Source organism: Hydrogenophaga sp. (assembly GCF_030651625.1).
Classification (GTDB): Bacteria; Pseudomonadota; Gammaproteobacteria; order Burkholderiales; family Burkholderiaceae_C; genus Hydrogenophaga.
This window is the reverse complement of record NZ_JAUSCF010000031.1, coordinates 290203-315252: the sequence shown is the minus strand read 5'-3', so window position 1 is coordinate 315252 and position 25050 is coordinate 290203. Positions and strand designations below refer to the sequence as shown.

The 25050-nt window shown below is 60.5% G+C and carries 26 protein-coding genes; 8 read left to right on the top strand and 18 right to left on the bottom strand.

The window, feature by feature from the left end:
• Window positions 1-286 precede the first annotated feature (286 nt).
• Window positions 287-1015, top strand: a complete 729-nt coding sequence (locus tag Q7V46_RS16130) for an SGNH/GDSL hydrolase family protein (RefSeq protein WP_304914565.1) — start codon at window positions 287-289, stop codon at window positions 1013-1015.
• Here the strand turns inward: Q7V46_RS16130 and opgC are convergent.
• Window positions 1001-2185 (bottom strand): OpgC domain-containing protein, encoded by a 1185-nt coding sequence (gene opgC / locus Q7V46_RS16125; protein ID WP_304914564.1) that lies wholly within the window; start codon window positions 2183-2185, stop codon window positions 1001-1003. The two genes, Q7V46_RS16130 and opgC, sit on opposite strands and share 15 nt — an antisense overlap.
• 143 nt (window positions 2186-2328) lie before the next feature.
• Between opgC and tadA the strand changes: the two genes are divergently transcribed.
• On the top strand, window positions 2329-3750 hold the full coding sequence (tadA, locus tag Q7V46_RS16120) for a tRNA adenosine(34) deaminase TadA (protein ID WP_304914563.1): 1422 nt from the start codon (window positions 2329-2331) through the stop codon (window positions 3748-3750).
• A 37-nt stretch (window positions 3751-3787) separates the two neighbouring features.
• Window positions 3788-4729 (top strand): LD-carboxypeptidase, encoded by a 942-nt coding sequence (locus Q7V46_RS16115; RefSeq protein WP_304914562.1) that lies wholly within the window; start codon window positions 3788-3790, stop codon window positions 4727-4729.
• A 29-nt stretch (window positions 4730-4758) separates the two neighbouring features.
• On the opposite strand, the gene Q7V46_RS16110 is transcribed toward Q7V46_RS16115, so the two are convergent.
• Window positions 4759-5091 (bottom strand): hypothetical protein, encoded by a 333-nt coding sequence (locus Q7V46_RS16110; protein WP_304914561.1) that lies wholly within the window; start codon window positions 5089-5091, stop codon window positions 4759-4761.
• 397 nt (window positions 5092-5488) lie between these two features.
• Here Q7V46_RS16110 and Q7V46_RS16105 point away from each other — a divergent pair, with 397 nt between their 5' ends.
• Window positions 5489-6430, top strand: coding sequence for an adenylate/guanylate cyclase domain-containing protein (locus Q7V46_RS16105; protein ID WP_304914560.1), 942 nt, complete (start codon window positions 5489-5491; stop codon window positions 6428-6430).
• Window positions 6431-6445: 15 nt separating this feature from the next.
• Here Q7V46_RS16105 and Q7V46_RS16100 read toward each other — a convergent pair whose 3' ends face one another.
• From Q7V46_RS16100 to mltG, 14 genes are all read right to left on the bottom strand, one after another.
• Window positions 6446-7186 carry an EF-hand domain-containing protein gene (locus Q7V46_RS16100; RefSeq protein ID WP_304914559.1) on the bottom strand — a complete coding sequence of 247 codons (741 nt, stop codon included), beginning with the start codon at window positions 7184-7186 and terminating at the stop codon, window positions 6446-6448.
• Window positions 7187-7319: 133 nt separating this feature from the next.
• Window positions 7320-8120: an ABC transporter ATP-binding protein gene (locus Q7V46_RS16095; RefSeq protein WP_304914558.1), complete on the bottom strand. Its 801-nt coding sequence runs from the start codon at window positions 8118-8120 to the stop codon at window positions 7320-7322.
• Window positions 8121-8155: 35 nt separating this feature from the next.
• Window positions 8156-9301 (bottom strand): succinylglutamate desuccinylase/aspartoacylase family protein, encoded by a 1146-nt coding sequence (locus Q7V46_RS16090; protein ID WP_304914557.1) that lies wholly within the window; start codon window positions 9299-9301, stop codon window positions 8156-8158.
• Between the two features lie 19 nt (window positions 9302-9320).
• Entirely contained in the window at window positions 9321-10034 is a 714-nt protein-coding gene (locus tag Q7V46_RS16085) for an ABC transporter permease (protein WP_304914556.1), read from the bottom strand.
• 12 nt (window positions 10035-10046) lie between these two features.
• Entirely contained in the window at window positions 10047-10733 is a 687-nt protein-coding gene (locus Q7V46_RS16080; RefSeq protein WP_304914555.1) for an ABC transporter permease, read from the bottom strand.
• A 13-nt stretch (window positions 10734-10746) separates the two neighbouring features.
• A complete protein-coding gene (locus Q7V46_RS16075; RefSeq protein WP_304914554.1) occupies window positions 10747-11580 on the bottom strand; it encodes an ABC transporter substrate-binding protein in 834 nt (277 codons plus the stop codon).
• Between the two features lie 472 nt (window positions 11581-12052).
• Window positions 12053-13579 carry a tripartite tricarboxylate transporter permease gene (locus Q7V46_RS16070; protein ID WP_304914553.1) on the bottom strand — a complete coding sequence of 509 codons (1527 nt, stop codon included), beginning with the start codon at window positions 13577-13579 and terminating at the stop codon, window positions 12053-12055.
• Window positions 13580-13618: 39 nt separating this feature from the next.
• Window positions 13619-14065 carry a tripartite tricarboxylate transporter TctB family protein gene (locus Q7V46_RS16065; RefSeq protein ID WP_304914552.1) on the bottom strand — a complete coding sequence of 149 codons (447 nt, stop codon included), beginning with the start codon at window positions 14063-14065 and terminating at the stop codon, window positions 13619-13621.
• A gap of 165 nt (window positions 14066-14230) precedes the next feature.
• Window positions 14231-14914 carry an ankyrin repeat domain-containing protein gene (locus Q7V46_RS16060; protein WP_304914551.1) on the bottom strand — a complete coding sequence of 228 codons (684 nt, stop codon included), beginning with the start codon at window positions 14912-14914 and terminating at the stop codon, window positions 14231-14233.
• A gap of 2 nt (window positions 14915-14916) precedes the next feature.
• Window positions 14917-15732 (bottom strand): TatD family hydrolase, encoded by an 816-nt coding sequence (locus Q7V46_RS16055; protein WP_304914550.1) that lies wholly within the window; start codon window positions 15730-15732, stop codon window positions 14917-14919.
• A gap of 72 nt (window positions 15733-15804) precedes the next feature.
• Window positions 15805-16173, bottom strand: a complete 369-nt coding sequence (locus tag Q7V46_RS16050; RefSeq protein ID WP_304914549.1) for a PilZ domain-containing protein — start codon at window positions 16171-16173, stop codon at window positions 15805-15807.
• A 120-nt stretch (window positions 16174-16293) separates the two neighbouring features.
• Window positions 16294-17352 carry a DNA polymerase III subunit delta' gene (locus Q7V46_RS16045; RefSeq protein WP_304914548.1) on the bottom strand — a complete coding sequence of 353 codons (1059 nt, stop codon included), beginning with the start codon at window positions 17350-17352 and terminating at the stop codon, window positions 16294-16296.
• On the bottom strand, window positions 17349-18008 hold the full coding sequence (gene tmk / locus Q7V46_RS16040; RefSeq protein WP_304914547.1) for a dTMP kinase: 660 nt from the start codon (window positions 18006-18008) through the stop codon (window positions 17349-17351). The genes Q7V46_RS16045 and tmk overlap by 4 nt, the downstream gene beginning before the upstream one ends.
• Window positions 18009-18033: 25 nt before the next feature.
• Window positions 18034-19035, bottom strand: a complete 1002-nt coding sequence (mltG, locus tag Q7V46_RS16035; protein WP_304914546.1) for an endolytic transglycosylase MltG — start codon at window positions 19033-19035, stop codon at window positions 18034-18036.
• Window positions 19036-19167: 132 nt separating this feature from the next.
• Here mltG and Q7V46_RS16030 point away from each other — a divergent pair, with 132 nt between their 5' ends.
• Window positions 19168-20106, top strand: coding sequence for a folate-binding protein YgfZ (locus Q7V46_RS16030; RefSeq protein ID WP_304914545.1), 939 nt, complete (start codon window positions 19168-19170; stop codon window positions 20104-20106).
• A gap of 12 nt (window positions 20107-20118) precedes the next feature.
• On the top strand, window positions 20119-20973 hold the full coding sequence (locus Q7V46_RS16025) for an NRDE family protein (RefSeq protein WP_304914544.1): 855 nt from the start codon (window positions 20119-20121) through the stop codon (window positions 20971-20973).
• Between the two features lie 267 nt (window positions 20974-21240).
• Here Q7V46_RS16025 and Q7V46_RS16020 read toward each other — a convergent pair whose 3' ends face one another.
• A complete protein-coding gene (locus Q7V46_RS16020) occupies window positions 21241-22107 on the bottom strand; it encodes a YbgC/FadM family acyl-CoA thioesterase (RefSeq protein WP_304914543.1) in 867 nt (288 codons plus the stop codon).
• A gap of 117 nt (window positions 22108-22224) precedes the next feature.
• Between Q7V46_RS16020 and Q7V46_RS16015 the strand changes: the two genes are divergently transcribed.
• The gene (locus tag Q7V46_RS16015; RefSeq protein WP_304914542.1) at window positions 22225-22788 is read left to right on the top strand and encodes a DUF922 domain-containing protein; all 564 of its coding nucleotides are present in this window, start codon (window positions 22225-22227) and stop codon (window positions 22786-22788) included.
• A gap of 26 nt (window positions 22789-22814) precedes the next feature.
• Here the strand turns inward: Q7V46_RS16015 and Q7V46_RS16010 are convergent, their stop codons facing one another.
• Complete coding sequence (locus Q7V46_RS16010; RefSeq protein WP_304914541.1) at window positions 22815-23795, bottom strand: alpha/beta hydrolase; 981 nt, start codon at window positions 23793-23795, stop codon at window positions 22815-22817.
• Window positions 23796-23907: 112 nt separating this feature from the next.
• Between Q7V46_RS16010 and Q7V46_RS16005 the strand changes: the two genes are divergently transcribed.
• Complete coding sequence (locus Q7V46_RS16005) at window positions 23908-25044, top strand: iron-containing alcohol dehydrogenase (protein WP_304914540.1); 1137 nt, start codon at window positions 23908-23910, stop codon at window positions 25042-25044.
• The last annotated feature ends 6 nt before the right edge of the window (window positions 25045-25050 follow it).

Here is a 25050-nt window from a genome sequence, read left to right as displayed (position 1 = left end):
AAGCGAAACGCGTGGGAAAAGAGCCCAATTCGGCGCCGATTTTGAGGACTGTGGCCGTAGCCACAGCCGGAAAAACGGGGGCGAAGTGGGACTTTTCTCCATGCGTTGCAGCCGATGTCGTTCTGCCGCGCAGGCTCCTAGGGGTTGCTTTCGGACCGCGCCGAAGCGCCGTTACAAGGCCGAAGCCTTTGCTGGGGTTCCTGGCGCCGGTCTGCATTCGTACACTGTGTTCCTTGTGAATGAACCCCGGCTCCCCAGAAGCCAATACCCTGAGCAAAGCCTGTCCATGCCTTCCGTATTAAAGCCAGTCGGCCCCCACACATGGGCGCGTGCGACGCTGCTGATCGGGGTGTTGATTGGCTTCACGTTGCCCGCCGTCTGGGCGCAGGGCCATGAAGCGCAGAGCCCCCCTGCCACAGGTCCATCGAACATCCGTTGGCAGTCCAGCCTTGACGCCTTCGCGGCTGCAGATCACATCAAGGCACCGGCGCACGGCGGTGTGGTGTTTGTGGGAAGCTCATCCATACGTATGTGGAGTGACCTGGAGGTCAGTTTCGAGAAGCTGCCGGACGTGATCAAGCGTGGTTTTGGCGGCTCTCAGTTGCTTGATTGCGTCGAGCTGGTGGATCAGTTGGTCTTGCCTTACAAACCCCGGCTGGTGGTGGTGTATGCCGGCGAAAATGATCTGGCCGAAGGTGCAAGTCCTCAGCAGGTGCTGGCTCGCTTTGAAGCTTTTGTCAAAAAGATCAGGAATTCGCTGCCTGAGAGCCGCATCGCCTTTATCTCGATCAAGCCCAGTCCATTGCGAGCTTCCATGATGCCCGCCATGCAGGAAGCCAACGATCTGATCCTGGCCTTCAGCCAGAAAGAGCCGCAACTGGCGTTCATCGATGTGTTTTCTGAGATGCTCGATGCCAACGGGCAACCCAGGGCCGAGCTGTTTGCGGGTGACCAGCTTCATCTCAATGCCGATGGCTACAGCCTGTGGCGGAAAGTCATTTCAGCGCGCCTCTGAAACGGGATCCCGGCTGACCGGAATGGAAGCGATTGCTCGCAGATTGTGAACCTTGTGAGCCGCCTTTCGTTCATCCCGCGCCAGCGACAAGCGGGCTACCGCATGGAGAGCGTAGAAACCAACGAAGAGAATCAGCAGATCGACAGCAAACGGACGTTCCGGACGCGCAGATCCAAAAAACGCCAAGGCCAGGAGTGCTACCACCAGGTGCGCACAGAAAACGGGCAGTGCCGCCATGCCCAGCGTTTCAAGCACCCGCACCCTCGGGATGCTGCGCTTCAACCAGGGCGCAAAGTGCATCAGCAGCACCACCAGGGCCAGCACATTGATCAAGCGCATGGGCCCCAGATGCCACTTGTCGAACATCAGATTGATCCCGGCGTGACCAGGCAGGGGGGTCTGGCCGACCGCGTGGCGCCAAATGAATGCGCTGAGTGCAAAGATCAGGGCCACCAGAACCATCCACCGTGGGAAGCGCGTCGTCGGTGCATCGGGCTCACTGTGTGATGCCCCCATCCACAATCCCAGCACCCAAAGGAATTGCCATGCGAGCGTCTCGAAGGCGCCCATGTCCCGGTATTGCAGGGGCATGTCGAACCATCCTGTGAGGGCCTGGTAAAGCGCCGGCCCCAGTCCGAACTGGGCGCCCAGCCACAACAGCAGGCTCAGCGCCATCAAGCCCCGCCAGCCATGCTCCATGCCATGCAGGAGCACGATGGGACTGAGCAGCATGAACACAATGTAGATGGGCAAAATGTCGAGGAGCCCCGGGTTGTACAGCAGCAGGCTCGCGCTCACCATCGCCATCACCGGTCGTTCAAGGTAGAAGCCCAGCAATCCCGTGACGGCGTCCTCACGAACGATCAAGGCAATGCCTGCGATCAGTGTGAACGCGAACAGAAGCAGGGCCAGCTGACAGGCATACAGCTTGACCGCCCGATTGAAAAACGCGGACTTCATGGGCGCTTCGCCTTTGCGGCGAGCGGTGGTGCTGTACACCAGACCAGCCATATAGGCAGACAGCAGCACAAACCCTTCGGCAGCCGAGACATAGCCGAACGGTTGACCAAAAGGATCCGACAGACGGGTCGGAAAATGCGTCAGAGTCATCAGCACCAGCATCAGTCCGCGCATGGCGTCCAGCTCCCAGCGGCGGCTTACAGTGCTCATGTTCTTGGCTGACGTGACCTGGAGAAGAATAAAAAGAGGCAATTTCTTGGTGCGCGCCAAGCAACACAAGTTCCAGCAGGACAAAGCTGGCAATGCAACAAGCTGAAACCCGCCAGCGCGGGTGCTCACCTAAACTCCCAGTCATGAAAGTTGTTTCGGAAGCGCCTGCACCTCAACACGACGACACCTGTCTGATGACCCTGGCTTTGGCTCAGGCGCAGCTGGCCGTTCAGGCAGGCGAAGTCCCGGTGGGCGCAGTGCTGGTTCGCCGCCATGCCGATGGCTCAGCCACTGTGCTGGCTGCAGCGCACAACAGCCCGATGACCTTGCACGATCCGACCGCTCATGCCGAGATTCGCGTGCTGCGTGAAGCCGCCCGTATGCAATCCAACTACCGGCTCGAAGGTTGCGAACTCTTCGTGACGCTGGAGCCGTGTGCCATGTGTGCGCAGGCAGCGTTGCATGCCCGCGTGGACCGGGTGGTGTATGGCGCCCGTGAACCCAAAACCGGTGCTGCCGGGTCGGTGGTCGATTTGTTCGCATTGCCCCAACTGAATCACCGGACCCGTGTGGCGGGCGGTGTGCTTGCTGAAGAGTCTGCGGAGTTGATGCAGCGCTTCTTCCAGAGCCGCAGGGCGCAAGCCCGGCAACAGGCTCATCCGCTGCGAGACGATGCTGTTCGAACATCGGATGCGCGGTTCGAACAGCTTCCCGGCTACCCCTGGCAACCTCGCTACATCAGCGACTTGCCGTCCCTGGACGGATGGCGCATGCACTATCTTGACGAGGGGCCCGGCGATGCGCCCATCACCTGGCTGTGCCTGCACGGCAACCCCGCCTGGAGCTACCTCTACCGCAAGATGATTCCGGTCTTTCTCGCACACGGCGATCGCATTGTTGCGCCAGACTTGATCGGGTTCGGTCGCAGCGACAAGCCCAAGAAGGAAGGAGCCCATTCATTTGCCTGGCATCGGCAGGCGCTGCTGGAATGGGTGGAGCGCATGGATCTGCGCAATGTCGTGCTGGTGGTACAGGACTGGGGTGGCCTTCTGGGGCTGACTTTGCCCATGGCGTCCCCTCATCGCTATCAGGGATTGCTGGTCATGAACACCACGCTGGCTACAGGCGACCAGCCATTGAGCAATGGTTTTGTGGCTTGGCGGGAAATGTGCAGAAAACAGCCGGATTTCAGCGTGAGTCGGTTGTTCGCACGCGGCAACCCTCGCATGTCGCCCCAAGAATGTGCGGCGTACGACGCGCCCTTTGCCGACCGGGGACACCGTGCTGCCCTGCGCGCTTTTCCTGCGATGGTGCCTGAGCAGGTTGACGACGATGGCGCAGCCGTCTCACGCCTTGCGCGCGAGTTCTGGCAGCGCCAATGGCAGGGGCACAGCATGATGGCCATCGGCCAGCTTGACCCTGTCTTGGGCGAGCCCGTCATGCGCCAGTTGCAAAAGCTCATCAAGGGATGCCCGGAGCCCGTGCTTCTGCCGGAAGTGGGGCATTTCGTGCCGGAGGAGGGCGAGAGAATCGCTGCAGCAGCTTGCCGGGTATTTGGGCGATGATCGTGCCACCCTTCACTCTGTCAGAGACACCGTCTTCATGAGTCATATCTACATCTACTCACCCTCCAGTGCCGTGCGCGACAAGGCGGCTTTTCGGCGGGGCGTTGCGCGTCTGAAGCACCTTGGTCATGAGGTGGAAATCGACGAGGCGGCCCTTTCTTCGCACATGCGGTTTGCAGGCGACGATGTCACCCGGCTGGCAGCCATCGGTCGAGCTGCAGCCAGTGGCGCACAGGTTGCGCTCATTTCACGCGGTGGCTATGGCCTCACCCGAATCCTTCCGGACCTTCCGTTCAAAGCCATCGCCAAAGCGGTTGAATCCGGCACGCATTTCGTGGGGATGAGCGATTTCACAGCACTTCAGTGCGCGGTCCTCGCCAAGACCGGTACGACAACGTGGGCTGGCCCGGCGCTGGCTGAGGACTTCGGCACAGAAGGCCTGCCCGACGACATCATGGAGGCCTGTTTCGACGATCTGGTGTGCGGGCAGGGTGAAGGCACGGGATGGCGCTTGCCCAAGTCGGACCTGACGGCCATGACCTCCACATCCCTCGCCGTGAAGGATGGCGGGCCTTCGCTGCACATCCGCCATGCAACGATCTGGGGCGGCAACCTCACGGTCTTGTGCTCACTGGTCGGGACACCCTGGCTGCCTCGCATCAAAGGCGGGGTGCTGTTCCTTGAAGACGTGAATGAACACCCGTACCGCATTGAGCGTCAACTGACCCAGCTGCTTCATGCGGGTATTCTGGGTGAACAGAAGGCGGTGTTGCTGGGTGCGTTCAATCGCTACCAATCCAGCCCCCATGACAAGGGTTTCAAGCTTCAGACCGTGGTGGACTGGTTGAGGAGCCGGCTGCGTACACCGGTGTTGACCGGATTGCCGTATGGACATGTGCCAACGAAGGTGGTGCTGCCCGTAGGACGCCAGGTGGAACTGCTGGTGCAGGAACGCGAAGCGCTGGTTTTTTGGGGGTGAAGATGACGGAGGGGCGCGTTGCGGTGCGCTCAGCGGCGCAATCTGCCTGAGTCCATGAGACTTCTGGGCAGCAGCCCGCGGAAAGACGGAGACAGTTCCTGCACGATATCGACCGCTTTGGCCTCACCGTGTATTCGGCTGAGGACAGCCACCATTTCCGACCGCGCGAACCACAACGCGTTGGCGTCCGGCATGTACTGCAAACGGCGAGAGAGCTGGGGGTTGATCATTGCGCCTTCTTCGCCCAGCGCAGCCAGCATGGCCTTTCGCACAGGCTCGAGCGCTTCTGGCGAGTCGCGTCGAACCTCGGTGCCCAGGAACGCAGAAATGCTGTGCCGCAATCCAGGTTTAAACCAACGCATGTTTGAACTCCTCAACGACGACCCGCAGACAATGGGCCTGTGTACTTGTGTTACGGAAGATACTCTCTTCGAACGACTTTGTGCAATCTCCTTTCAGACAGTGAAACCAAAAAAACAACAAATGAATCATGCGTTTAGCACATCTGTCTCGGTTTCGCCTTAGCATTTGTAAGAATTATTTAACCAGCCTGCTGGCGTCACTTCGCAAAAGCCATTGATTGGTATTGCATTCACGAGGTGAGAGACGCGTTTTTTTAGAACCTTATAAGTCAGCCTTGGGTGCTCAGTGCGCTTGTGTACTTCCTGCAATTCCTGAGACCATCCCCCAAGTCCTTGGCTGCGTGAATGCTCCGGCACCTTTTTTTCAGTGTGATTTAATTCACACAAAAATTCTCACATGGCAGAACTGACCATCGCATTTGTTGACTTGACCGGCAGCGTATCGGTGTTTGAAACGCTGGGCAACGAACGCGCCACCCAGGCCGTGACCAAGCTCACTCAATGGATCGGCTCGGTGGGCATCGACAATGGCGGCAAGGTGGTGAAGATGTTGGGCGATGGCGTGTTGCTCTCGTTCGCCAACAACCGGATGGCTGTCGAGACCATGATCCAGATTCATCAGGAGCATGCACAGCGCGTCGCACAATGGCCCAGCCGGCTCAAGCTCATGATGCAGATCGGCATGGCGCGTGGTCAGGTTGTCCAGGTGGACGGCGACTGTTTTGGTGATGCGGTCAACGTTGCATCGAGGTTGAGCGACCTGGCGGGGCCTGAACAGATTCTCGCCACCGACACTGTGATTCGCAAACTGGGTGTGCGCCACGGTGTGCGTAGTCGCAGTCTGGGTCCAATGCGAATCAAGGGCAGGGCGGAGCCCTGTGAAGTGTTTCGTATCGAATGGCAGTCCGAAATGCTCTCGGAGTTCCTCACGCTCCCCGCTGATCTGCATGCCCTGAATACGTCCACAGAATCGGTTTATGGAGGCATCGAGCTGGGTTGGCTCGACACCAGTCAGTCGTTCAGCCTGACGGACCTGCCGGTGAAAATCGGTCGCGTACCTGAAGCGGATTTTGTGGTCAATGATCCTCGGGTGTCACGGCTGCATGCCAGCATCGACATCCGATCGGGTAACTATGTGCTCGAAGACATCAGCAGCTATGGGACCTGGGTTCGCTTCACCGGGGCCGACAACCCCATTTCACTCCGGCGCCAGGAGTGCCTGCTACACAGCGATGGGGAAATTGCGCTCGGCGCACCATTCACCGATTTCAGCGGGCCGAATGTGACCTTCAAGCTGGTCGACGGCCAGATGGTCCTGGGTCGAGGCGGGCCGCTCTGAGTGGGGTGAGCCTGCTCAGGCGATCGTGCTGGATCCGCCGCCCGGAGTCCTGTTGGACGAGTTATCGCGAAGCTGGCTGAGCGCCAGTTGCATCTGGCTGGCCAGCTGCGCAATGAATTGATCCACCTCGCTGCTGCCGATTTGACCATCCCTGTTGGCGCCCAGGCCGGCCATGAGCGCCTTCAAAGGATCGTTCGCTGAGGCGGTTGCTTGTTGGGTAGACGTCGCTGGTGATCCGGCTGAGGGCGCGTATTGCGCAGTGGTGACGCTGGTGATCGTGGTGGTGACCATCGAAACGGCTCCATCAGACAGGCCAGCGGCGCCCAATGTGCCGCCCTGGCCAGTGAATTCTGCCCGCGAGAGAACGCCATCGCCATCGACATCGAGTGCGTCAAACCCGGCGTTGGGCTTGTTTTCGGCCCCGCGTGCGGCGAGAAAGTCCTGCGTGTTTGCGGGCGCGGAGAAGGCCGCGCGAATCATCTCACCCAGCTCACTGCTGGACAGTTCACCATCGCCATTGGCATCAAGGCCGGCGAACATTTCGCTGTGGTCTTCTCCCATGCTCACGCCCAGTTTGGTGGTGAGTTGTTCCATGGCTGCCTGAAACTCACTTTGTCCGACCGTGCCGCTCTTGTCGGTGTCGATCTTCTTCAGCATCTTGTCTTGCAGATAGGTCGTCAGGGTGGACCCGAGCGACGCCAGGGCAGGGGACCACTGGCTTGCGGTTTTGGAGCCGAATCCTTCGACGTTGCTCATGGCAGATCCTTTTCAAATGGGAATGACACGCCCTTCTGGGCTGCCCATATGGTCTGACATTCGAACGAACGGAAGCGGTACAACAACCGGGGAAACGACCCTCTTTTCGTGCTCTTGAATTGCAGCAGCGAACTTACTTGAGGTTGCCCGAAAGGAACTGGGTCAACCGTTCGCTCTTCGGACGTGCCAAGACTTCTGCAGGGACTCCCTCTTCTTCAATGCAGCCCTTGTGCAGAAAGATCAGGTGGTTGGAGACCTCACGCGCAAAGCCCATTTCGTGGGTGACCACCAACATGGTGCGGCCTTCTTCGGCGAGCAGCTTCATCACGCGAAGCACCTCGCCCACCAGTTCCGGATCCAGCGCGCTGGTGGGTTCGTCGAACAGCATGACAGCAGGTTCAACCGCCAGCGCGCGGGCGATCGCCACCCGTTGCTGCTGCCCGCCACTGAGGTGAGACGGATAGCGGTCTTCCACTTCGCGAAGACCCACGCGCTCCAGGTAGCGGCGCGCGATGTTCACTGCCTGATCGCGAGGCACCCCCAGCACGTGCACCGGTGCCTCGATGATGTTCTGCAGCACCGTCATGTGCGCCCACAGGTTGAAATGCTGAAACACCATGGCCAGCTTGGTCCGCAGGCGTTGGAGCTGGGCCGCTTGCACCGCCTGCAACTCGCCATTTCTGTCGACCCTGAGTTGCAGTTCTTCGCCAGACAGGACGATTCGCCCCTCATTGGGCTTCTCAAGCAGGTTGATGCAACGCAAGAGCGTGCTCTTGCCAGACCCCGAGCTGCCGATCAGGCTGATCACGTCGCCCGCTTTGGCCTCCAACGACACGCCCTTGAGTACTTCGTTGCTGCCAAAGCGCTTGTGGATGCCTTCCACCTTCAACAGACAGGCTGACGGGATACTGGCAGATTCGGTGTCGGAATGCATGGTCGTTCTTGTTTTGTCTGGAAGTGGTGGGACCATCAGGCGCCCAGCAGATCACCTGTTCGAAACGGGCGCGCACCAGCGATCTTGCCAATTTCGTCGCCCGCCATCACGTAACGCTGCCTGATCACGGCATAGAGGATCCCGGCCACTCCGGCCTTGACCTCATGCACGCTGGACTGGTCTGCCGTGGTGGGGTCGATGACCTCAGCGATCACCTGTCCTTCCACGACTGTGTCTCCCGGATGTGCCAAGTAGACGAGCACGCCTGGTCGGCTTGATCGGAGCGTCTGCGAGCCCGCCAGAGGAGTGGCCAGACAGGCCAGGGTGGGCAATGCCGGTGCTTCTCCGGCACCGGAGCCAATGACACCCGCGTGCTCCATGAAAGCCATGATGGCCTGTGAATCATTCAACGCAAGCGAGTGCGATACCTCGCCTTCTCCGCGCAACTCCACCGTGGTGCTGGCGCAAGCCTGCGGCAACGGAACGTCCAGACCCGCCGCGGTCAGGCGATCATGAAGTTGCCACCAGACGCCGGATAGCCGTTCATCAAAAGGCCCACCGCCAGAATCCCTCGCCAGCAGCACGGCTCGGCAATCCAGAAGCCGCGCAAGCGGCTCCAGTGCTGGCCAGCACGTGTCTTCGCAATACATGTGCAAGACCGACTCGCAGTCGCAGTGCAGGTCAAGAACCAGATCGGCGTCATGCGACAGCAGCATCAAACGCCGGCGCAAGCTTTCCAGCTCGGTGGAGGGCTGCCATTGTTCGAGCCAGGCTCCCATGGCCGCTCGCACCTCGGCGATGTTGGCGGCTGCATCTGACCCCATTCGCGTCTTTATCCCAGGCCAGACGGCCTCGGCAAGGTCGGGGTAATGCCTGTTGAAGTTCTCGGAGGTGCCAAACTCAAATCGTCCTTGCGCGTGATGGTCAACCCGTTGCGCCAGACCAATGGGGTTGGCAGCTGGCACCAGCACCACCTGACCCTGGAGGCGCCCGTCGTCTTGCGCCCGCTGCAGGCGTGTTCTCAGATGGTGTGCGACGAGCATGCCAGGAAGCTCCTCGGCGTGGAGGCTGGCCTGTATATAGGCCTTGGGTCGCGCATCGGGCTCGCCGAACTGGAAGCAGACCAGGCTCTTCTGACTGCCCAGACTCTGAGCCAACAAGGGGTGTTCAATGCGTTTCATGCGCGGGAATGTTTGATCGTCAGTGCGAGCGGGGAGCCAGATGAGCGAGAAAGCGACGTTCAGTCAAACGGAACAACCCTACCAGCGCAAATGTGATGAGCAGATAGATCGCAGCGGCAAACAGATAGGCTTCGAACGGCAAATAGTAGTCAGAGTAAATCCGGCTGGCAGCCGCCGTAATGTCCAGCATGGCCGGCACAGTGCTGGCCAGACTGGTGCTGTGCAGCATCATCACGACCTCGTTGCTGTAGGCGGGCAAGGTACGGCGCATGGCGCTCGGCATGATGACTCGCCGCATGGTTTGCCACCGGCTCATGCCCATGGCCTGCGCCGCTTCCACTTCGCCGGCATGGGTGTCGCGGATTGCGCCCGCCAGCATTTCGGCCGTGTAGGCGGCGGTATTCAGGCTGAAGGCGAGCAGGGCGCAGAAAAAGGGTTCCTTGAAGTGCGTCCATGGCCACACGTCGTTCCAGCGCAACTGAACCCATTCGAGCTGGGCAATGCCGTAGTAGATGAGGTAGACCTGAATCAGCAGCGGTGTGCCCCGGATCACATAGGTGTAGGCACCAACCAGCCAGCGCAACGGCGCGATGGGACTGGTCAGCGCCAGCGCAAACACCAGCGCCATCAGCCCCCCCACGGCAAGTGACGACAGCAGCAGCGTGGCCGTCGTGACCACCCCTTCAGCGTAGAGCGCCAAGGTGGCAGGTTCGAAGATGACGCTCCACCTCATCGGATCTGCCTCTCAGGTGGCCGCACGGCGCACACCGATGCTGTATCGCCGCTCCAGCCAACGCAAGGCCCAGAGCGAGACGGAGGTGTAGACCAGAAAGAGGGCCGCCGCAAACAGAAAAAACGTGAACGGTTCGCGGGTGGCCGCGCTGGCCTGTTTGGCCAGGTAGGTCATTTCATGCAGGCCAATGAGGCTGATGAGCGCCGTGGCCTTGATCAAAACAAGCCAGTTGTTGGTGAATCCAGGCAGTGCATAGCGCACCATTTGGGGAGCCGTGATGCGCAGGAATGTCCTGACTGGCCCCATGCCGAACGCCCACGCGGCCTCCATCTGACCTTTGGGAATGGCAAGAATGGCGCCCCGAAACGTTTCGGTCATGTAAGCGCCATAGATGAAGCCGATGGTCAGCACCCCGGCGAGGAACGGATTGATGTCGAACGTGGATTTGCTTCCGGCCAGCTCCAGCAGGTTGTTCATTCCAATGGTGCCACCATAGAAAATCAGCAGCATCAGCACAAGCTCCGGCACCCCGCGCACCACAGTGGTGTACACCGTGGCCAGGCCCACCATCAGGGGACGACCCGAAAGCTTGGCTGCCGCACCCAGCAAACCCAGCAACACAGCCAAGACCAGTGCCGCCAGTGACACCCCCACGGTGAGGAGGGCGCCCTGGAGGATGGAAATGAAATAGCCGGACAAAGTTTTTCAGGGATCAGTCACCGTAGACGTCGAAGTCGAAGTATTTCTTGCTCACTGTGTCGTAAGTCCCATTGTCACGAATGGCCTTGATGGCGGCGTTGAGCTCATCCTTGAGCTGCGTTTCGCCTTGGCGCATGGCGACACCCACGCCGATACCGTAATACTTGACGTCGTTGAGAACGGGCCCGACAAAGCCATAACCGGCACCTTCAGGCTTGCTCAGGAAACCACCCGTGACTTCCACCGAATCAGCCACCGTCCCGTCCAGGCGCCCCGACTTGATGTCGAGATAGACCTGATCCTGTGCCTCGTAGGGCACAACAGAAACACCCACGGGCCTGAGTTCGCCCATGGCGTATTTCTCCTGGGTGCTGCCCTTGAGAACACCGATCTTTTTGTCCTTCAATGAGACCAGGTCGGTAAACGGCGTATCGGCCTTGACCACAATGCGGCTGGGCGTGTTGTAGTACTTGTCCGTAAAGTCAACCACCTTCTGGCGCTCTTCGGTGATCGACATCGAGCTGATGATTACGTCGTACTTCTTTGCCTGCAAACCCGGGATCATGCTGTCCCAGACCTGTTCCACATAGACGCATTGCCGCTTGATCTCTGCGCAAAGGGCCTCCGCGATGTCCACGTCGAATCCGGTGGGCTTGCCGTCGGAGGTCTTGAAGGTGAAGGGCTCGTAGGTGGGATCAATGGCCACCCTCAGCTCGGCAAGAGCAGCTGGCGCTGCGGCAGGTGCAGCCGCTGGTGCCTGTGTTGCGCCTACTGGAGCTTCGGTTTTGCCGCAGCCGACCAAAACGGCTGAGGCGATGAGGCACAGAGGAAGAAACTTTGTTTTCATTGATTTCCTTGGTGTAGCTAAATGGGGTGCATCAGGATGTGGCGCCTGAAGGAGAAGTGAATTGTAGGTGTGGGGGATTCACTTTCTTTGTGCGGCGTGGTGGTGTTTCCCCGGAGAGGTTGGGGGAACCTCATGAAGCAAGAGTAGGGCCGATCAATCGATCATGGGTTGCCACTTCATAACTTAACATAATATACATCGTGGAATATCAAGCCACCGCCCGCAGAACAAGCCTGCAACCATCAAGCCCGCTTGGCACAAGACGTTCACCAGTTGAACGCCTTCACACCGGTGCAACCAACCAGATGGATGAGCGCGCTGCAAGCAGGCCCATCGACTGCGCGTTGGACTATGTCAATGGATTCGCATCGGAGGGGTGTCCATCAACCATTCTTTCAAACAAAAGCCACGAAAAAGCGGGGCCGACGGCCCCGCTGAATCTCAATGTACACCCGACAGATACTCGGGCCAATCAGGTGTGCTCTTCTGGAAAATCTCGCCGGTGTTCCCGCGCACGCATGGTGCGTTTGAGCGAACCCCAGATGGTCCAGATCATGAGCGCAGCACCAAAAGCCAGCAAGCTCGCGCTGATGGGCCGCTCCAGGAAGGTCATCATGTCGCCACGCGACAGCAACAACGCACGCCGCAGGTTTTCCTCCATCAGCGGGCCGAGCACGAAACCCAACAACAGCGGTGCTGCTTCAAACTTTGTCACAGCCATGGCATAACCGACCGCGCCGATGCCCGCCACCATCAACACATCGAAGGTGTTGTTGTTCACGCTGTAAACGCCCAGGCTGATGAACACCAGAATGGCTGGGAAAAGGACCCGGTAGGGTATGCGCAAGATGGCAACCCACAAGCCGATCAAAGGCAGATTCAACACCATCAGCATGATGTTGCCAATGCCGAAGCTCACGATCAGACCCCAGAACAGCTCAGGCTGCTGGGTCATGAGCAAGGGACCCGGTTGAATGCCGTGAATGATCAGGGCCCCCAACATCAACGCCATCACTGCATCGCCAGGAATACCCAATGAAAGTGTAGGCACAAACGCCGTTTGTGCCGCGGCGTTATTCGCTGCTTCTGGCGCGGTCACACCCTCAATGGCACCCTTGCCAAAGCGGCTGGGGTCTTTGGCAACCTTCTTCTCCACCGCGTATGAGAAGAAGGAGGCGATGGATGCGCCAGTTCCAGGCAAAGCGCCGAAGAAGCTGCCAATGGCGGTGCCGCGCAGCATGGGCATGACGGAGTCCTTCACGTCCTTCCGTGTGGGTGTCATGGTCTTGAAGTTGATCTTTTCCTTGACCTCGGTTTCTCGTGTCTGGTTGATGCCGGCAATCACTTCCGACACACCAAACACGCCCATGGCCAGCGCCACCAGATTGATGCCGTCCATGAGCTCGGGCACCCCAAAGTCGAACCGGGCCACACCCGAGTTCACGTCGGTCCCAACCGTACCCAGCAAAAGGCCCATCACCACCATGGCCAGTCCCTTGGCTGGCGAACCTGAGGCCAGTGTGGAGGCTGCGATCAACCCCAGCAACATCATGGCGAAGTACTCTGCCGGCCCGAACTTCAAGCCAAGTTCCGCAATCGCGGGCGCAAACAGAATCAGCGCCAGAATACCCAGCATCGAACCGACGAACGAGGCAATGGTCGTCATGAACAAGGCCACGCCTGCCCTGCCCTGTTTGGCCATGGGGTAGCCGTCGAGACAGGCCACGGCAGACGAAGGCGTACCAGGCAGATTCAGGAGAATCGAAGCGGTGGAACCACCGTACTGGGCGCCGTAGTAAACGCCCGCCAGCATGACGATAGCGGCCGTGGGTGGGATGTGGTACGTGATAGGCAGCAGCAGCGAAATCGTTGCCAACGCCCCGATACCAGGCAATACCCCGATCAAGGTGCCAAGAAAAACGCCAATAAAGCAATAGAGCAGCGTGACCGGCTGCAGGGCCGAGTCCAGGCCAAGCAACAAACCGTTGATGATGTCCATCTGAATGTCTCTCTTTTTTTGTATTTAACGGTGATGGAGTCAGACGCTCCAGGGCCAAGCCGGCAGCACCATGCCAAGACCAAAACCAAACACGAGGTACGTGATGGCTGCCACGCCGATGGCCAGGATGATGCGCCCCTTCCATCGCGTCTCATGATCGGCCAGCGAAGAAACGATCACAGCCAGCACAGTGGCCAGGATCAGGCCAATCACCTTCAATGTGAGCGCAAAAACCACGATGCTGCTCAGCACAAGCAGGAAGGTTTTCCACTCGACGTGGATCTTCTCGCCGTTGCGCAGGAAAGCCGGAATCGCAATCAACAGGCCCAGCACAGTGAGCACCACACCGAGAGCCACGGGGAAGTAGCCCGGGCCCATTCGATTGAGATCTCCGAATTCGTATCTCTGGGCGTAGATTGCTGCGAACAGCCCCAGGGCGGTGACGGCCACACCACCGACCAGATCCTGCATGTCTTTGCTTTTCATTCTGTCTCCATTGAGCGCTCAACCCTGACGAAGCACGTCAGAAGTTGGCCGAACTGCACAATTTGCCCTCACCCCGGGCGAACCCAGTGATTGAACGCGCAAAAGCTGCTCTCGTCTTTAAGTAGTTGCACGTAGTAACTACCCGCAGGTTGACGCTCCTGAGCGCTACCACGTGCCGCGCGGCTGCTGATTGCGCTGACGCGAGGCGATGATATTGACGACAGCGGGTCGATTTGCGCCGCGCGCGAAGTCGATGGCGGTAAGCCCTTTTTCATTTCTTGCGGTCGCATCGGCCCCCTCTTCCAGCAACAGCTTGACCACATCTGGATGCCCGTAATGAGCCGCCATCATCAAGGGCGTGGTCCGGTTGGGCGAGACGGCGTCAATAAATGCGTGGTGCTCCAGCATCAACCGTGTCATCTCCACACTCACCGGATCGGCGTTGGTGGCCGCGTAGTGCAGCGGTGTCCATCCCGGCTTGTTGACCTCAGCTTTGCGTTCGATCAATCGCTTTGCCAGGGCCAGCTGACCTTTGAGTGCAGCCATCATGAGCGGACTTTCGCCATGACGGTTTCGCACCTCGACTTTGACGGCTTTCTGATCCAGCAGGAAGTTGGCAACCTTCACCGAGCCAGATCGAATGGCGATCACCAGAGCGTGTTCGCCATCGGGATTGAGGGTGTTGAGATCGAACTGGCGAAGGGTCAGGCCGATGACCGCCGACTCGTTGTCATTTTGAACGGCCTCAAAAAAGGCCTCATATGAACTGGCGAACGCACAAAGAGAAAGGAAAAATAACCCAGTGAAAACAAATGTCTTTCGGATGAACCTAAGGCAATTTGTGAACATTTTTACTCCGTGACACGAGAAAAAAGTCGCTCGAAATTTTGGCTGGTGGTGGTCGCCACCTGTTCCAGACTCAGGCCCTTGATCTCGGCCACTTGTTTGGCTACGTGTGGCACATACGCTGGGGAGTTGGTTTTTCCCCGGTGCGGAACGGGCGCCAGATAAGGGCTGTCGGTTTCGATGAGTATGCGCTCCATGGGTACAAAACGAACCACTTCGCGCAGGTCGGCAGCGTTTCGAAACGTGATGATGCCCGAGAAGGATATGTAGAAGTCCATGTCGAGAGCGGCCCGCGCGACCTCTGCAGTCTCGGTGAAGCAGTGAAAGACACCTCTGGACCTTGCTTGCCCGATTTCCGCTCCGCCGCCACTTTGAAAACCGCCGTTGTCTCGCAGGATGTCCAGCGTGTCGTCCGATGCGCTGCGGGTGTGGATCACGAGTGGCAGGTTCACTTCACGACCCGCCCTGATATGGGTCAGATAGCGCTCCCGCTGCCATTCCATGTCAGCCACCGTGCGCTCCCCCAGGCGGTAGTAGTCAAGACCGGTTTCACCGATACCCACCACACGAGGGCGCCTCGCTCGTGTAAGCAAATCGTCCAGCGAAGGTTCTTGCACGCCCTCGTTGTCCGGGTGCACGCCTACCGTGCACCAGAGGTTGGCGTTGTCACGGGCAAGGCCATGAACGTTTTCAAACTCTTCCAGCGTCGTGCAGATGCACAACGCGCGGTCGACACCGGCCTCTGCCATCGCGGCGAGGATGGATGGCAGCTGTTGGTGCAGCTCGGGAAAGCTCAAATGACAATGGGAGTCGGTAAACATGCGCAGCCCAAACGGGAATTGCCAACACCTGCGTCCAGTCGGCGAGCAGGCACCGAACCGGGCGGCTCGGAATCAGATGGTTTGCGTGGGACGCTCGGAACCCAGACTGGCGCCGAGGATTTCTTCGATCTTCAACTTGAGCAGACGCGATTTTTCATCGGCAGGAAAACGGATACCCACGCCCTGGGTGCGTCCCCCCTGCGCTTTCGCAGGCGTGACCCACGCGACTTTGCCTGCCACCGGATACCGCTGAGGGTCATCCGGCAGACTGAGCAACACGTAAACGTCATCACCCAGCCGGTAATCCCGAGACGACGGAATGAAGATGCCGCCATCGGCAAACAAGGGGATGTAGGCAGCGTACAGGGCAGCCTTCTCCTTGATGGAGAGCTGAATCACGCTGGGGCGAGCGGCAGCTGACGGAGGCGACGTTGTGCTCATGGAGTCGGAGTTTAGCGGCAAACCTGAGCCATTTGACCAGCAACTGATGCTGCAGAACGCTGCATTCTTTATCTTTGCCTTGGCGTTGGACGGACTTGCGAGCCAGTTCCACCTGTGGGCTCAGCCTGCTTTCGGTTCGACCGCAGCAGTCAGGACCTGTCGGGTACGCGCAGCCCAGGCTTGCTGCATCAGACCGGCATTGTAGGGATGCTCCACCGAACGAGCCGCCGTGGAGAGCTCGCGCGACCAGGCGGACAACATGAACCAGCGAGGGACCGCTGGCAAATGCTCGGCTGGGAAAAAGCGGGTAGGCGCATGCGCACGGTGGGCCATGAGGTCGTGACACAGCTTCTGAAGCACATCCAGCTGGCGGGCTGGCGGCCAGTCGGCCATGGCGGACCAGTCCCCTCGGGCCAGAGCCTGAGGCAACTGAGCCCAGGCCTGCGCGTGAAGACCTGCCGATGCCCAGTGCAACGCATCCGCCGGGCGCCCGCCTGCCGCCCGCAACCATGTTTTAGCCAGCTCTGGGACCACCGTTTTTCCCGTGAGATTGCCGGCCACGTCCCGTAGCCAATCCAGCGCTTCTTGTTCACCAGGCCAGACCATGACGTGGGTCTGACAACGGCTTCGAATGGTGGGTAGCAACTGATGGGAGGCTTCAGTTGCCAGCACAAAGCGCACCTCGCCCAGCGGTTCTTCCAGTGTCTTGAGCAGCGTGTTGGCCGACTCGTTGTTCATGCGCTCGGCCGGGTAGATCAGGATCACCTGAGCCGCGCCCCGGGATCGGGTGAGCTGGGTGAAGGTCACCGCATCGCGCGCCGCATCCACGCGGATCCATTTGCTGGGTTTGCGCTTTTTGTCGTCGATTTCTTTTTGCGCGCTTTCGTCAAGTGGCCATCCCAGATCCAGGCTGAGGGTTTCGGGCATCAGCACGCGCAGATCGGCATGGGTTCGCACGTCGATCGCATGACAGCTGCTGCATTGACCGCAAGCACCTTGAGGGCTGGGCTGTTCGCAAAGCCAGGCCCGTGCAAGGGCCAGTGCAAGTTCGTACTGACCAAGACCGGACGGACCGGCCAGCAATAGCGCGTGGCCCCGTTGCGAAAGCAGCGCTTCTAGCTGCCGCTGCAGCCAGGGCGCAAGGGTCGGGGCCTCGAAACCAGCAGCCGTGTTGCTCACACAGCCGCCTCGGGCGGTAGCCAACCCTTGTCGGTGAACACCTGTCGCACATCGCGCCAGACAGCTGTCTTTGCCTGGTCGGCGTGAATGCGTGCGAAGCGCGCCGGGCTGGCCTGCATACGCAGCGCATAACCTTGCGCCACCTGGCTGAAGAAGGCCACGGGCTGTGACTCAAAGCGGTCGGGTACACGGGCAGAGGCCAGGCGTTCGGCGGCCACCTGGGCAGAGAGGTCAAACCAGACCGTGAGATCAGGCTGACGCAATCGCCCGGGGTCATCTGGGAGACGTTGAACCCACTGCTCCAGCTGACTCAGTACGGCCAGATCAAAACCACGACCGTACCCCTGGTATGCGAAGGTGGCATCGGTAAAGCGGTCGCACAAGACCACATCACCCCGGGCCAGCGCAGGCTCGATCACCTGGAGCAGATGGTCTCGCCGTGCTGCGAACATCAGCAGCGCTTCACACAGCGGATCCATGGCGTCGTTGAGCACAAGCACACGAAGCTTTTCAGCCAGGGGGGTACCGCCGGGTTCACGGGTGAGCGTGACCTTGCGGCCCTGGGCCTCAAACGCAGCGGCGAGGTCGGCAATGTGCGTGGATTTGCCGGCTCCGTCGATGCCTTCAAAACTGACAAACAATCCGGTGGTTGACATCGGGGGTAGGGATTCGGAGAGGCGGTCAGCGCCCCAGTATGTAGCGGCGCACGGCGGCGTTGTGTTCTTCCAGCGTGGCGCTGAACTGGCTGGAGCCATCACCCCGGGCCACGAAGTACATCGAAGTGGTGCTTTCGGGTCGCACCGCTGCCATCAGCGACGCGCGCCCGGGAATGGCGATGGGCGTGGGAGGGAGGCCTGCACGGGTGTAAGTGTTGTAAGGCGTGTCTGTCTGCAAATGCACTCGGCGCAGATTGCCCTCAAAAGTCTCACCCAGCCCGTAGATCACGGTGGGGTCCGTCTGCAGCCTCATGCCGATGCGCAGCCGATTGGTGAATACGCCACCCACGCGACCACGATCGCTCTCGAGTCCGGTTTCTTTCTCGATGATGCTGGCAAGTATCAGGGCTTCTTCAGGCGACCGCAGGGGCGTGTTGGGAAGGCGTTGAGCCCAAACGTCCGCAAGCCGCTGATCCATTGCCTGCGCCGCTGCGCGCAGCACGCTCGATGCAGGAGCGCGTTTGACCACACGGTAGGTGTCCGGGAAAAACCGTCCCTCCGGATGTACGCCTGGATAGCCGATCAGGGTCATGATTTCTTCATACGACAAACCTTCCAGATCGGGCGTGAGATCAGGTGAAGAACGCACTGCCTGGAGCACCTGCCGAATGTTCCAGCCTTCGATCAAGGTCACGCTGCGCAAGGCCTGTTCGCCACGCACCAGCTTGTCCAGCAGTGTTGTGGGTGTGGTGCCTGGAGGGAATTCGTAGCTTCCAGCCTTGATGCTGCGTGCCTGTCCCGAAGCGCGAAACCAGGCGTAAAGCATGACGGGCGGAAGCTTGACACCCGCCCCGGAAAGGGCTTCTGCGACGGACTGCGCAGAGGACCCAGGAGCGATCGTGACTTCAAGCGGGGCACCGTCCGTGACGGTGGCCACCATGTCCAAAGGTCTTTGCAACCACCAGATGATCGCGACATAGCCCAAAACGCCCAACAGCAAGGTGATCGAAAACAAGCGTTTGAACATACGGATCAGTGGCTCGACTTCGGCGAGGGTAAATGCGCTGGGATCATTGAATACATGGGAGGACGATGATAATCGAGGCCTTCGGGGAGCCCTTCCAACCACATTCTCCGATCCAGCATGAGCGAAACCCCTATGACTTCCTCTGTTCAGAATTCCCTTGATGCAGTGCCCATGCACGGGGTGGCGCGGTTAAGCCGCCTGGGGGTGATCCGGGTGATGGGCGCTGATGCCTCCCCGTTTCTACACGGTCAACTGACGCAGGACTTTGCCCTGCTGGGGCTCGGCGAGGCGCGCCTGGCGGCCTTCTGCTCGGCGAAGGGGCGCATGCTGGCGAGTTTCATCGGCTTCAAGCTCACAGATGACGAGATCCTGCTGGTGTGCAACCGCGACCTGCTGCCGGCCACGCTCAAGCGGCTGAGCATGTTCGTTCTGCGCGCCAAGGCCAAAATCAGTGATGCCAGCGACGACTTCCAGTTGTGGGGGCTGGCAGGCTCGGCAGTGCCTGAGGCGCTGCCAGAACTGGCCTGGAGCAAGTTCGAATCGGACGGTGCGCAAGTGGTGCGCCTGTATCCGGCCGGCGATACGCCCCGTGCGCTGTGGCTGGCACCTGCCAGCCAGACCATGCCGGCAGGGTCCCTGCTCGACGAGCGCGACTGGAACTGGCTGGAGGTCGTGAGCGGTGTGACCATGCTCAGCCACCCCGTGGTGGAGGCCTTTGTGCCCCAGATGCTCAACTATGAATCGGTGGGTGGGGTGAACTTCAAGAAGGGCTGCTACCCCGGGCAAGAGGTGGTGGCACGCAGTCAGTTCCGGGGCACGCTAAAGCGGCGGGCCTTTATCGTACACAGCGCCTCCCCGCTTGAGGTCGGTCAGCCGGTGTTTCATGAAACTGATGCAGAACAGCCATGCGGCACCGTTGCAGCGGCAGGGGAGCGACCCCATGGCGGATGGGACGCGATCGTTTCAATGCAGACCAGTGCAGCGGTTTCGGGACGGCTCAGCGCCGGTGCCGCCGATGGCCCCACCCTGCAACTGCTTGCCCTTCCCTACCCTCTGCTCGAAGACATCTGAGGTGTTTGCGGGATGTGCCTGATCGCCTTTGCCATTGGCATGAGCCCCTCGCGACCGCTGATCATTGCAGGGAATCGCGATGAGTTTTTTGACCGGCCCACGGACCCACTGCGCCGCTGGACCACCCCCGCAAGGCAACAAGAAATATGGTCGGGTCGTGACCTCAAGGATGGCGGCACCTGGCTCGGTGCTGCGGCCAACGGCCGTGTTGCGATGCTCACCAATGTGCGAGGCGCGAGCGAAAAGCGTGCGAGAAGAAGCCGCGGCCAGCTTCCCTTGCGGTGGCTGCAAGGTGATCTGGACTGGCCTGGCATGGTCGCAGGCATCGTGGCCGGTGACTATGCAGGGTTCAATCTGGTGGTGGGTGATTTTCACCGCGATGTTTGGGGGTGGGTGGGCAACCGCCCGCCCGAAGCGCCTCACGAAGACTGCCCACCCAAGCTCCATCATCGATTGCTCTCGCCCGGTGTCTACAGCCTGTCCAATGCAGTGCTGGACACCCCTTGGCCCAAAACACAGCGGCTCGCACACGCCATGCGTATGTCGGTCGAGCAAAGTGCTTTCGACGCTGAGCGAACGCTGACGCAGGCACTGGCCGATTCTGGACTGGCTGCGGCCAGCGAACTGCCCCGAACGGGAGTGCCTGAAGCGGCTGAGAGGGCGCTCTCCAGCGCGTTCGTGCACATCCCCGAGCGCCACTACGGCACCCGCAGCAGCCTGTTGCTCCGGGTTGACCTGCAAGGGTCTGCCGCGCTTCGCCACTGGCGGGTCCAGATGGACGAATGGACCCATGCACCGCCAGCGGAGCAACACCAGATACACCGCTGGTCAGACCGGCAGAAGGTCAGCGAAAGTCTGGCCTGGTGACGGGACCTGTTAACACCGCAGATGTGAGTGCAAATGTAGCCACAAAATCGCCAGTCTGGACGCGAGACGACGGCCAGACTGGGCGTCTGGCTTAGGCTTGCAACGACAAATGGCGCTTTTGTGACTGCATTCGCTCCTGGTTGCAACCCAAAAGGCCATGCGTCGCATTGCAAAGCCTCGCCGGGCCACCGGCCCGTCTGCGCCTTGCGCCATGCGCATGGCCTTTGGACTTGCAACGCATCTCACATCCGCGGTGTTAACAGGCTCCTAGTCCAGCGACTTGAACATTTCCCGGTGGGGGATGCCGGCTTCTTCGAAAGCCTCACCTCGGGGCAGAAATCCCAGGCGAAGGTAAAAGCCCTCGGCGCTGCGCTGGGCGTGCAACTCCACTTCACACGAACCGGCACTCCTGCCCGCGTCCATCAATGCGAGGAGCACCTGACGGCCCAGGCTGCCGCCACGCAGCACGCGGTTCACAGCCATGCGACCGATCTTGACAGTCCCGGAGCCAGCATTCAGCAGGCGCCCGGTGGCCACCGGCTGGCCCAGGCGGTTGAACGCCACGGCGTGGACGGCCTGGGCATCGGCCGCGTCCCACTCCAGTTCCTTGGGGATGCGCTGTTCTTCGACGAACACTTCTGTGCGGATGCGCTGCGCATCTTTGCCGAGCTGGCTCCATGGCCCCACTTTCACTTCGGTCATGGCTTCGCCGGCCTCATACCCCAGAAGAATTTCACGCAACGCCTGTGGCACCGGGCGCGAGGTCTGGGTGACCGGATCGGCAAACACATAGACAATTTCGCCGGTGACCAGGTGCTCGTCACCGCGAAAAATGGCGCCAGTGAAAACGATGGAGGACCGGCCCACGCGCTCGCATTTCATGGCCACATCGATCTGGTCGTCGGCCCGGGCAGATGCGTGAAACTCCACCGTGGCCTTGACCACGTACAGGTCTCCTTCGAGCGCATGCATGGATGCCTCGTAAGGCAGCGCAAGCGCCCGCCAGTAGTCCGCAATGGCGGTGTCGAAATACATCAGGTAGTGGGCATTGAAGACGATCTTCTGCATGTCCACCTCGGCCCAGCGCACGCGCAAGCGGTGGAAAAAGCGGAAGTCGGCACGGGTCAGCGGCATGTCGGGGCTCCATGGGGGTTTTGTACCAATGACGTGAGGATAGTGGTTTAAGGACTGTGCTGCATGTGGCAGCAAATGGCAGGTGGCTGAGCCCTACAGCCTGTACGATGGGCTACCATGCGCGCCCTGCTTTGTCTGCTGTCTCTGTCATTTGTTGCTGCGCCGACCGCCGCAGAAGTAGTTCAGTCCCTTGAAGTCAAGACCTACCACGTGCCTTACCGTGCAGACATGTCTTTGCGAAAGGCGATCAGTGCGGCGTCCCCCGTTCGCCACGGCGGCAAGATCTTTCATGGCTTCACACGCTGGAACGTCAGCTGGCAACTGTGGTGGAACCTCACCGCCGACGGTCGCTGCGAAATCCACAACACCCAAACCCGGGTCACCGGTGTCATCACCTTGCCGGTGCTATCGGGTGCACCGGATGACGTTCGCCAGGCTTTTGACCCATACGTGACCGCGTTGCGGCGACACGAATTGGGCCACTACCAGTTCGGTCTGGATGCGGCTCACCAAATTGATCGCCAGATCCTGGCGTTGCCACCGCAAGCCACCTGCCCATTGCTGGAATCTGCGGCCAACGGTCTTGGGCGGCGCATCCTTGGCGAAGCGATTCAAGCCGAAATCGAGTACGACCGCCGAACCCGGTACGGGCAAACCGAGGGTGTCACGCTGCCTCCCTGATGGAGCGCTCCGCAGAGGATCCGGATTCAGGCACGCCACGCCTGGCGGAGCGCTCGCGCCGCATCGTTGTGCGCCGTGAGCGCCTGCGGCAGGGCCCGTGCAAACTGAATGAACCCGTGGACCATGCCTGCGTAAATTTCCAGATCGACAGGCACACCCGCCATGCGCATGCGGTCCGCGTACATCACGCCTTCGTCGACCAGCGGGTCGCACTCGGCCAGACCGATCCAGAGCGGCGCTACGCCTTCCAGATCCGGAATCTCGCCGCTGGCGTCCACCCCATCCAGCGGCGCAAAACGCCAATCGTCGCGTTCGGCGGGTTCGTTGAGGTACTGGTCGAAGAAGTAGCTGATGTGGGGCTCTTCCAACAGGAACCCCTTGGCGAAGGTGTGGTGCGAAGGTGTGTTCTGGTGGCCTGCGCAACCCGGATAGAAAAGCAGCTGCAACGCCAGCGCCCAGCCAGCGTCGCGGGCCGCGATGGCGGTCACCGCCGCCAGCGTGCCCCCTGCACTGTCGCCACCAATGGCCATGCGGGCACCATCGAGCCGCAGATCCAGCGCATGCTCCCGCAGCCACGCCAGGCTGTCCCAGGCGTCGTGTACGGCGGTCGGAAACTTCCATTCGGGTGCCAGGCGGTAGTCCACCGACACGACCGCGCATTCGGCCAGATGGGCCAGGTGCCGGCAAAGCGGTTCGTGCGTGGCCACGCTGCCCACCGTGAATCCGCCGCCGTGGAAGTACAGCAGCACAGGCAAGGGAACGTCTGATGATGGCGCAAAAAGGCGCGCTGGCAATCGTTGGCCATCGCGTGCAGAGATGAGCACATCCTCCACCCGCGGCAGCTTGTGCGGCTGCAGGTCGAGGACCCCCGCACCCGCTGCGTAGGCCTGCTTGGCCTGGTCAGGGGAAAGGGCATGCATGGGCGGATGCCCCGCTCGCGCAATGCGATCAAGCATGCCACGTGATGCGGGTGTGAGAAGCGCTCGGGGGTTGAGGTGTTTCGACATGAAGGTCTGAAGGTGTCGTATGCGGGACCGGATGCGCCGCGTGCAATTTGGATGCGAGGGCCAAGGCGGCTTATAGTTTTCTGCCAATTCCACACCATAACGCGAGACAACCATGTCCCAGATCCTCTATGTGACCAATATCCTCATCGACTTCGGTGCCCTGGCCCAGCTCAAGGCCGAGTGTGAACGTGTGGGCATCACACGTCCCCTGATCGTGACCGACGCAGGCGTGAAGGCCGCCGGGCTGCTGGACAAGGCACTGGCCGCGCTGCCCGAATTGCCGGTGGCTGTGTTTGACCAGACACCATCCAACCCCACCGAGGCCGCCGTGCGTGCTGCGGTCGAGGTGTACCGCCGCGAGAACTGCGATGGCCTGATCGCACTCGGTGGCGGCAGTTCGATCGATTGTGCAAAAGGGCTGGCCATTGCCACAGCGCACGACGGGCCGTTGAAGCACTACGCCACCATCGAGGGTGGTTCGCCCCGCATCACCGACCGGGTGCCCCCGCTGATCGCTGTGCCCACCACGGCCGGCACGGGCAGCGAAGTGGCGCGCGGCGCCATCGTCATCGTGGACGACGGACGCAAACTGGGTTTCCACAGTTGGCACCTCGTGCCCAAAACCGCCCTGCTCGACCCCGAACTCACCCTGGGCCTGCCTCCCATGCTGACCGCTGCCACCGGCATGGACGCGATTGCCCACTGCATGGAAACCTTCATGGCGCCAGCCTTCAACCCGCCCGCCGACGGCATTGGTCTGGACGGCCTGCAGCGAGGGTGGTCCCACATCGAGCGGGCGACAAAGGACGGGCAGGACCGCGAGGCGCGTCTCAACATGATGAGCGCGTCCATGCAGGGCGCGATGGCGTTTCAGAAAGGGCTGGGTTGTGTGCATTCGCTGAGCCACAGCCTGGGTGGGGTCGACCCCCGTCTGCACCATGGCACACTCAACGCCATGTTTCTGCCGGCGGTGATCCGCTTCAACGCCGAGGCCGAGTCGATGAAAAGGGAAAAACGCCTGGAGCGCATGGCCCACGCCATGGGGCTTCAAAGCGGCAGCGACATCCCGGAGGCGATCAAGGACATGAACGCCCGCCTGGGCTTGCCCAGCGGGCTGGCCGCCATGGGCGTGACCGCTGCCCTTTTTGACAAGGTGATCACAGGCGCTCTGGCCGACCACTGCCACAAGACAAATCCCCGCATCGCCACGGCTGATGAGTACCGTGGCATGCTCGAAGTCGCCATGTGATTCTCG

Bases quoted from the DNA above. Each gene is read 5' to 3' on its own strand.
- Q7V46_RS16130 (WP_304914565.1), top strand. From the start codon at position 287: ATGCCTTCCGTATTAAAGCCAGTCGGCCCCCACACATGGGCGCGTGCG.
- opgC (WP_304914564.1), bottom strand. From the start codon at position 2,185: ATGAGCACTGTAAGCCGCCGCTGGGAGCTGGACGCCATGCGCGGACTG.
- tadA (WP_304914563.1), top strand. From the start codon at position 2,329: ATGAAAGTTGTTTCGGAAGCGCCTGCACCTCAACACGACGACACCTGT.
- Q7V46_RS16115 (WP_304914562.1), top strand. From the start codon at position 3,788: ATGAGTCATATCTACATCTACTCACCCTCCAGTGCCGTGCGCGACAAG.
- Q7V46_RS16110 (WP_304914561.1), bottom strand. From the start codon at position 5,091: ATGCGTTGGTTTAAACCTGGATTGCGGCACAGCATTTCTGCGTTCCTG.
- Q7V46_RS16105 (WP_304914560.1), top strand. From the start codon at position 5,489: ATGGCAGAACTGACCATCGCATTTGTTGACTTGACCGGCAGCGTATCG.
- Q7V46_RS16100 (WP_304914559.1), bottom strand. From the start codon at position 7,186: ATGAGCAACGTCGAAGGATTCGGCTCCAAAACCGCAAGCCAGTGGTCC.
- Q7V46_RS16095 (WP_304914558.1), bottom strand. From the start codon at position 8,120: ATGCATTCCGACACCGAATCTGCCAGTATCCCGTCAGCCTGTCTGTTG.
- Q7V46_RS16090 (WP_304914557.1), bottom strand. From the start codon at position 9,301: ATGAAACGCATTGAACACCCCTTGTTGGCTCAGAGTCTGGGCAGTCAG.
- Q7V46_RS16085 (WP_304914556.1), bottom strand. From the start codon at position 10,034: ATGAGGTGGAGCGTCATCTTCGAACCTGCCACCTTGGCGCTCTACGCT.
- Q7V46_RS16075 (WP_304914554.1), bottom strand. From the start codon at position 11,580: ATGAAAACAAAGTTTCTTCCTCTGTGCCTCATCGCCTCAGCCGTTTTG.
- Q7V46_RS16070 (WP_304914553.1), bottom strand. From the start codon at position 13,579: ATGGACATCATCAACGGTTTGTTGCTTGGCCTGGACTCGGCCCTGCAG.
- Q7V46_RS16065 (WP_304914552.1), bottom strand. From the start codon at position 14,065: ATGAAAAGCAAAGACATGCAGGATCTGGTCGGTGGTGTGGCCGTCACC.
- Q7V46_RS16060 (WP_304914551.1), bottom strand. From the start codon at position 14,914: ATGTTCACAAATTGCCTTAGGTTCATCCGAAAGACATTTGTTTTCACT.
- Q7V46_RS16055 (WP_304914550.1), bottom strand. From the start codon at position 15,732: ATGTTTACCGACTCCCATTGTCATTTGAGCTTTCCCGAGCTGCACCAA.
- Q7V46_RS16050 (WP_304914549.1), bottom strand. From the start codon at position 16,173: ATGAGCACAACGTCGCCTCCGTCAGCTGCCGCTCGCCCCAGCGTGATT.
- tmk (WP_304914547.1), bottom strand. From the start codon at position 18,008: ATGTCAACCACCGGATTGTTTGTCAGTTTTGAAGGCATCGACGGAGCC.
- mltG (WP_304914546.1), bottom strand. From the start codon at position 19,035: ATGTTCAAACGCTTGTTTTCGATCACCTTGCTGTTGGGCGTTTTGGGC.
- Q7V46_RS16030 (WP_304914545.1), top strand. From the start codon at position 19,168: ATGACTTCCTCTGTTCAGAATTCCCTTGATGCAGTGCCCATGCACGGG.
- Q7V46_RS16025 (WP_304914544.1), top strand. From the start codon at position 20,119: ATGTGCCTGATCGCCTTTGCCATTGGCATGAGCCCCTCGCGACCGCTG.
- Q7V46_RS16020 (WP_304914543.1), bottom strand. From the start codon at position 22,107: ATGCCGCTGACCCGTGCCGACTTCCGCTTTTTCCACCGCTTGCGCGTG.
- Q7V46_RS16015 (WP_304914542.1), top strand. From the start codon at position 22,225: ATGCGCGCCCTGCTTTGTCTGCTGTCTCTGTCATTTGTTGCTGCGCCG.
- Q7V46_RS16010 (WP_304914541.1), bottom strand. From the start codon at position 23,795: ATGTCGAAACACCTCAACCCCCGAGCGCTTCTCACACCCGCATCACGT.
- Q7V46_RS16005 (WP_304914540.1), top strand. From the start codon at position 23,908: ATGTCCCAGATCCTCTATGTGACCAATATCCTCATCGACTTCGGTGCC.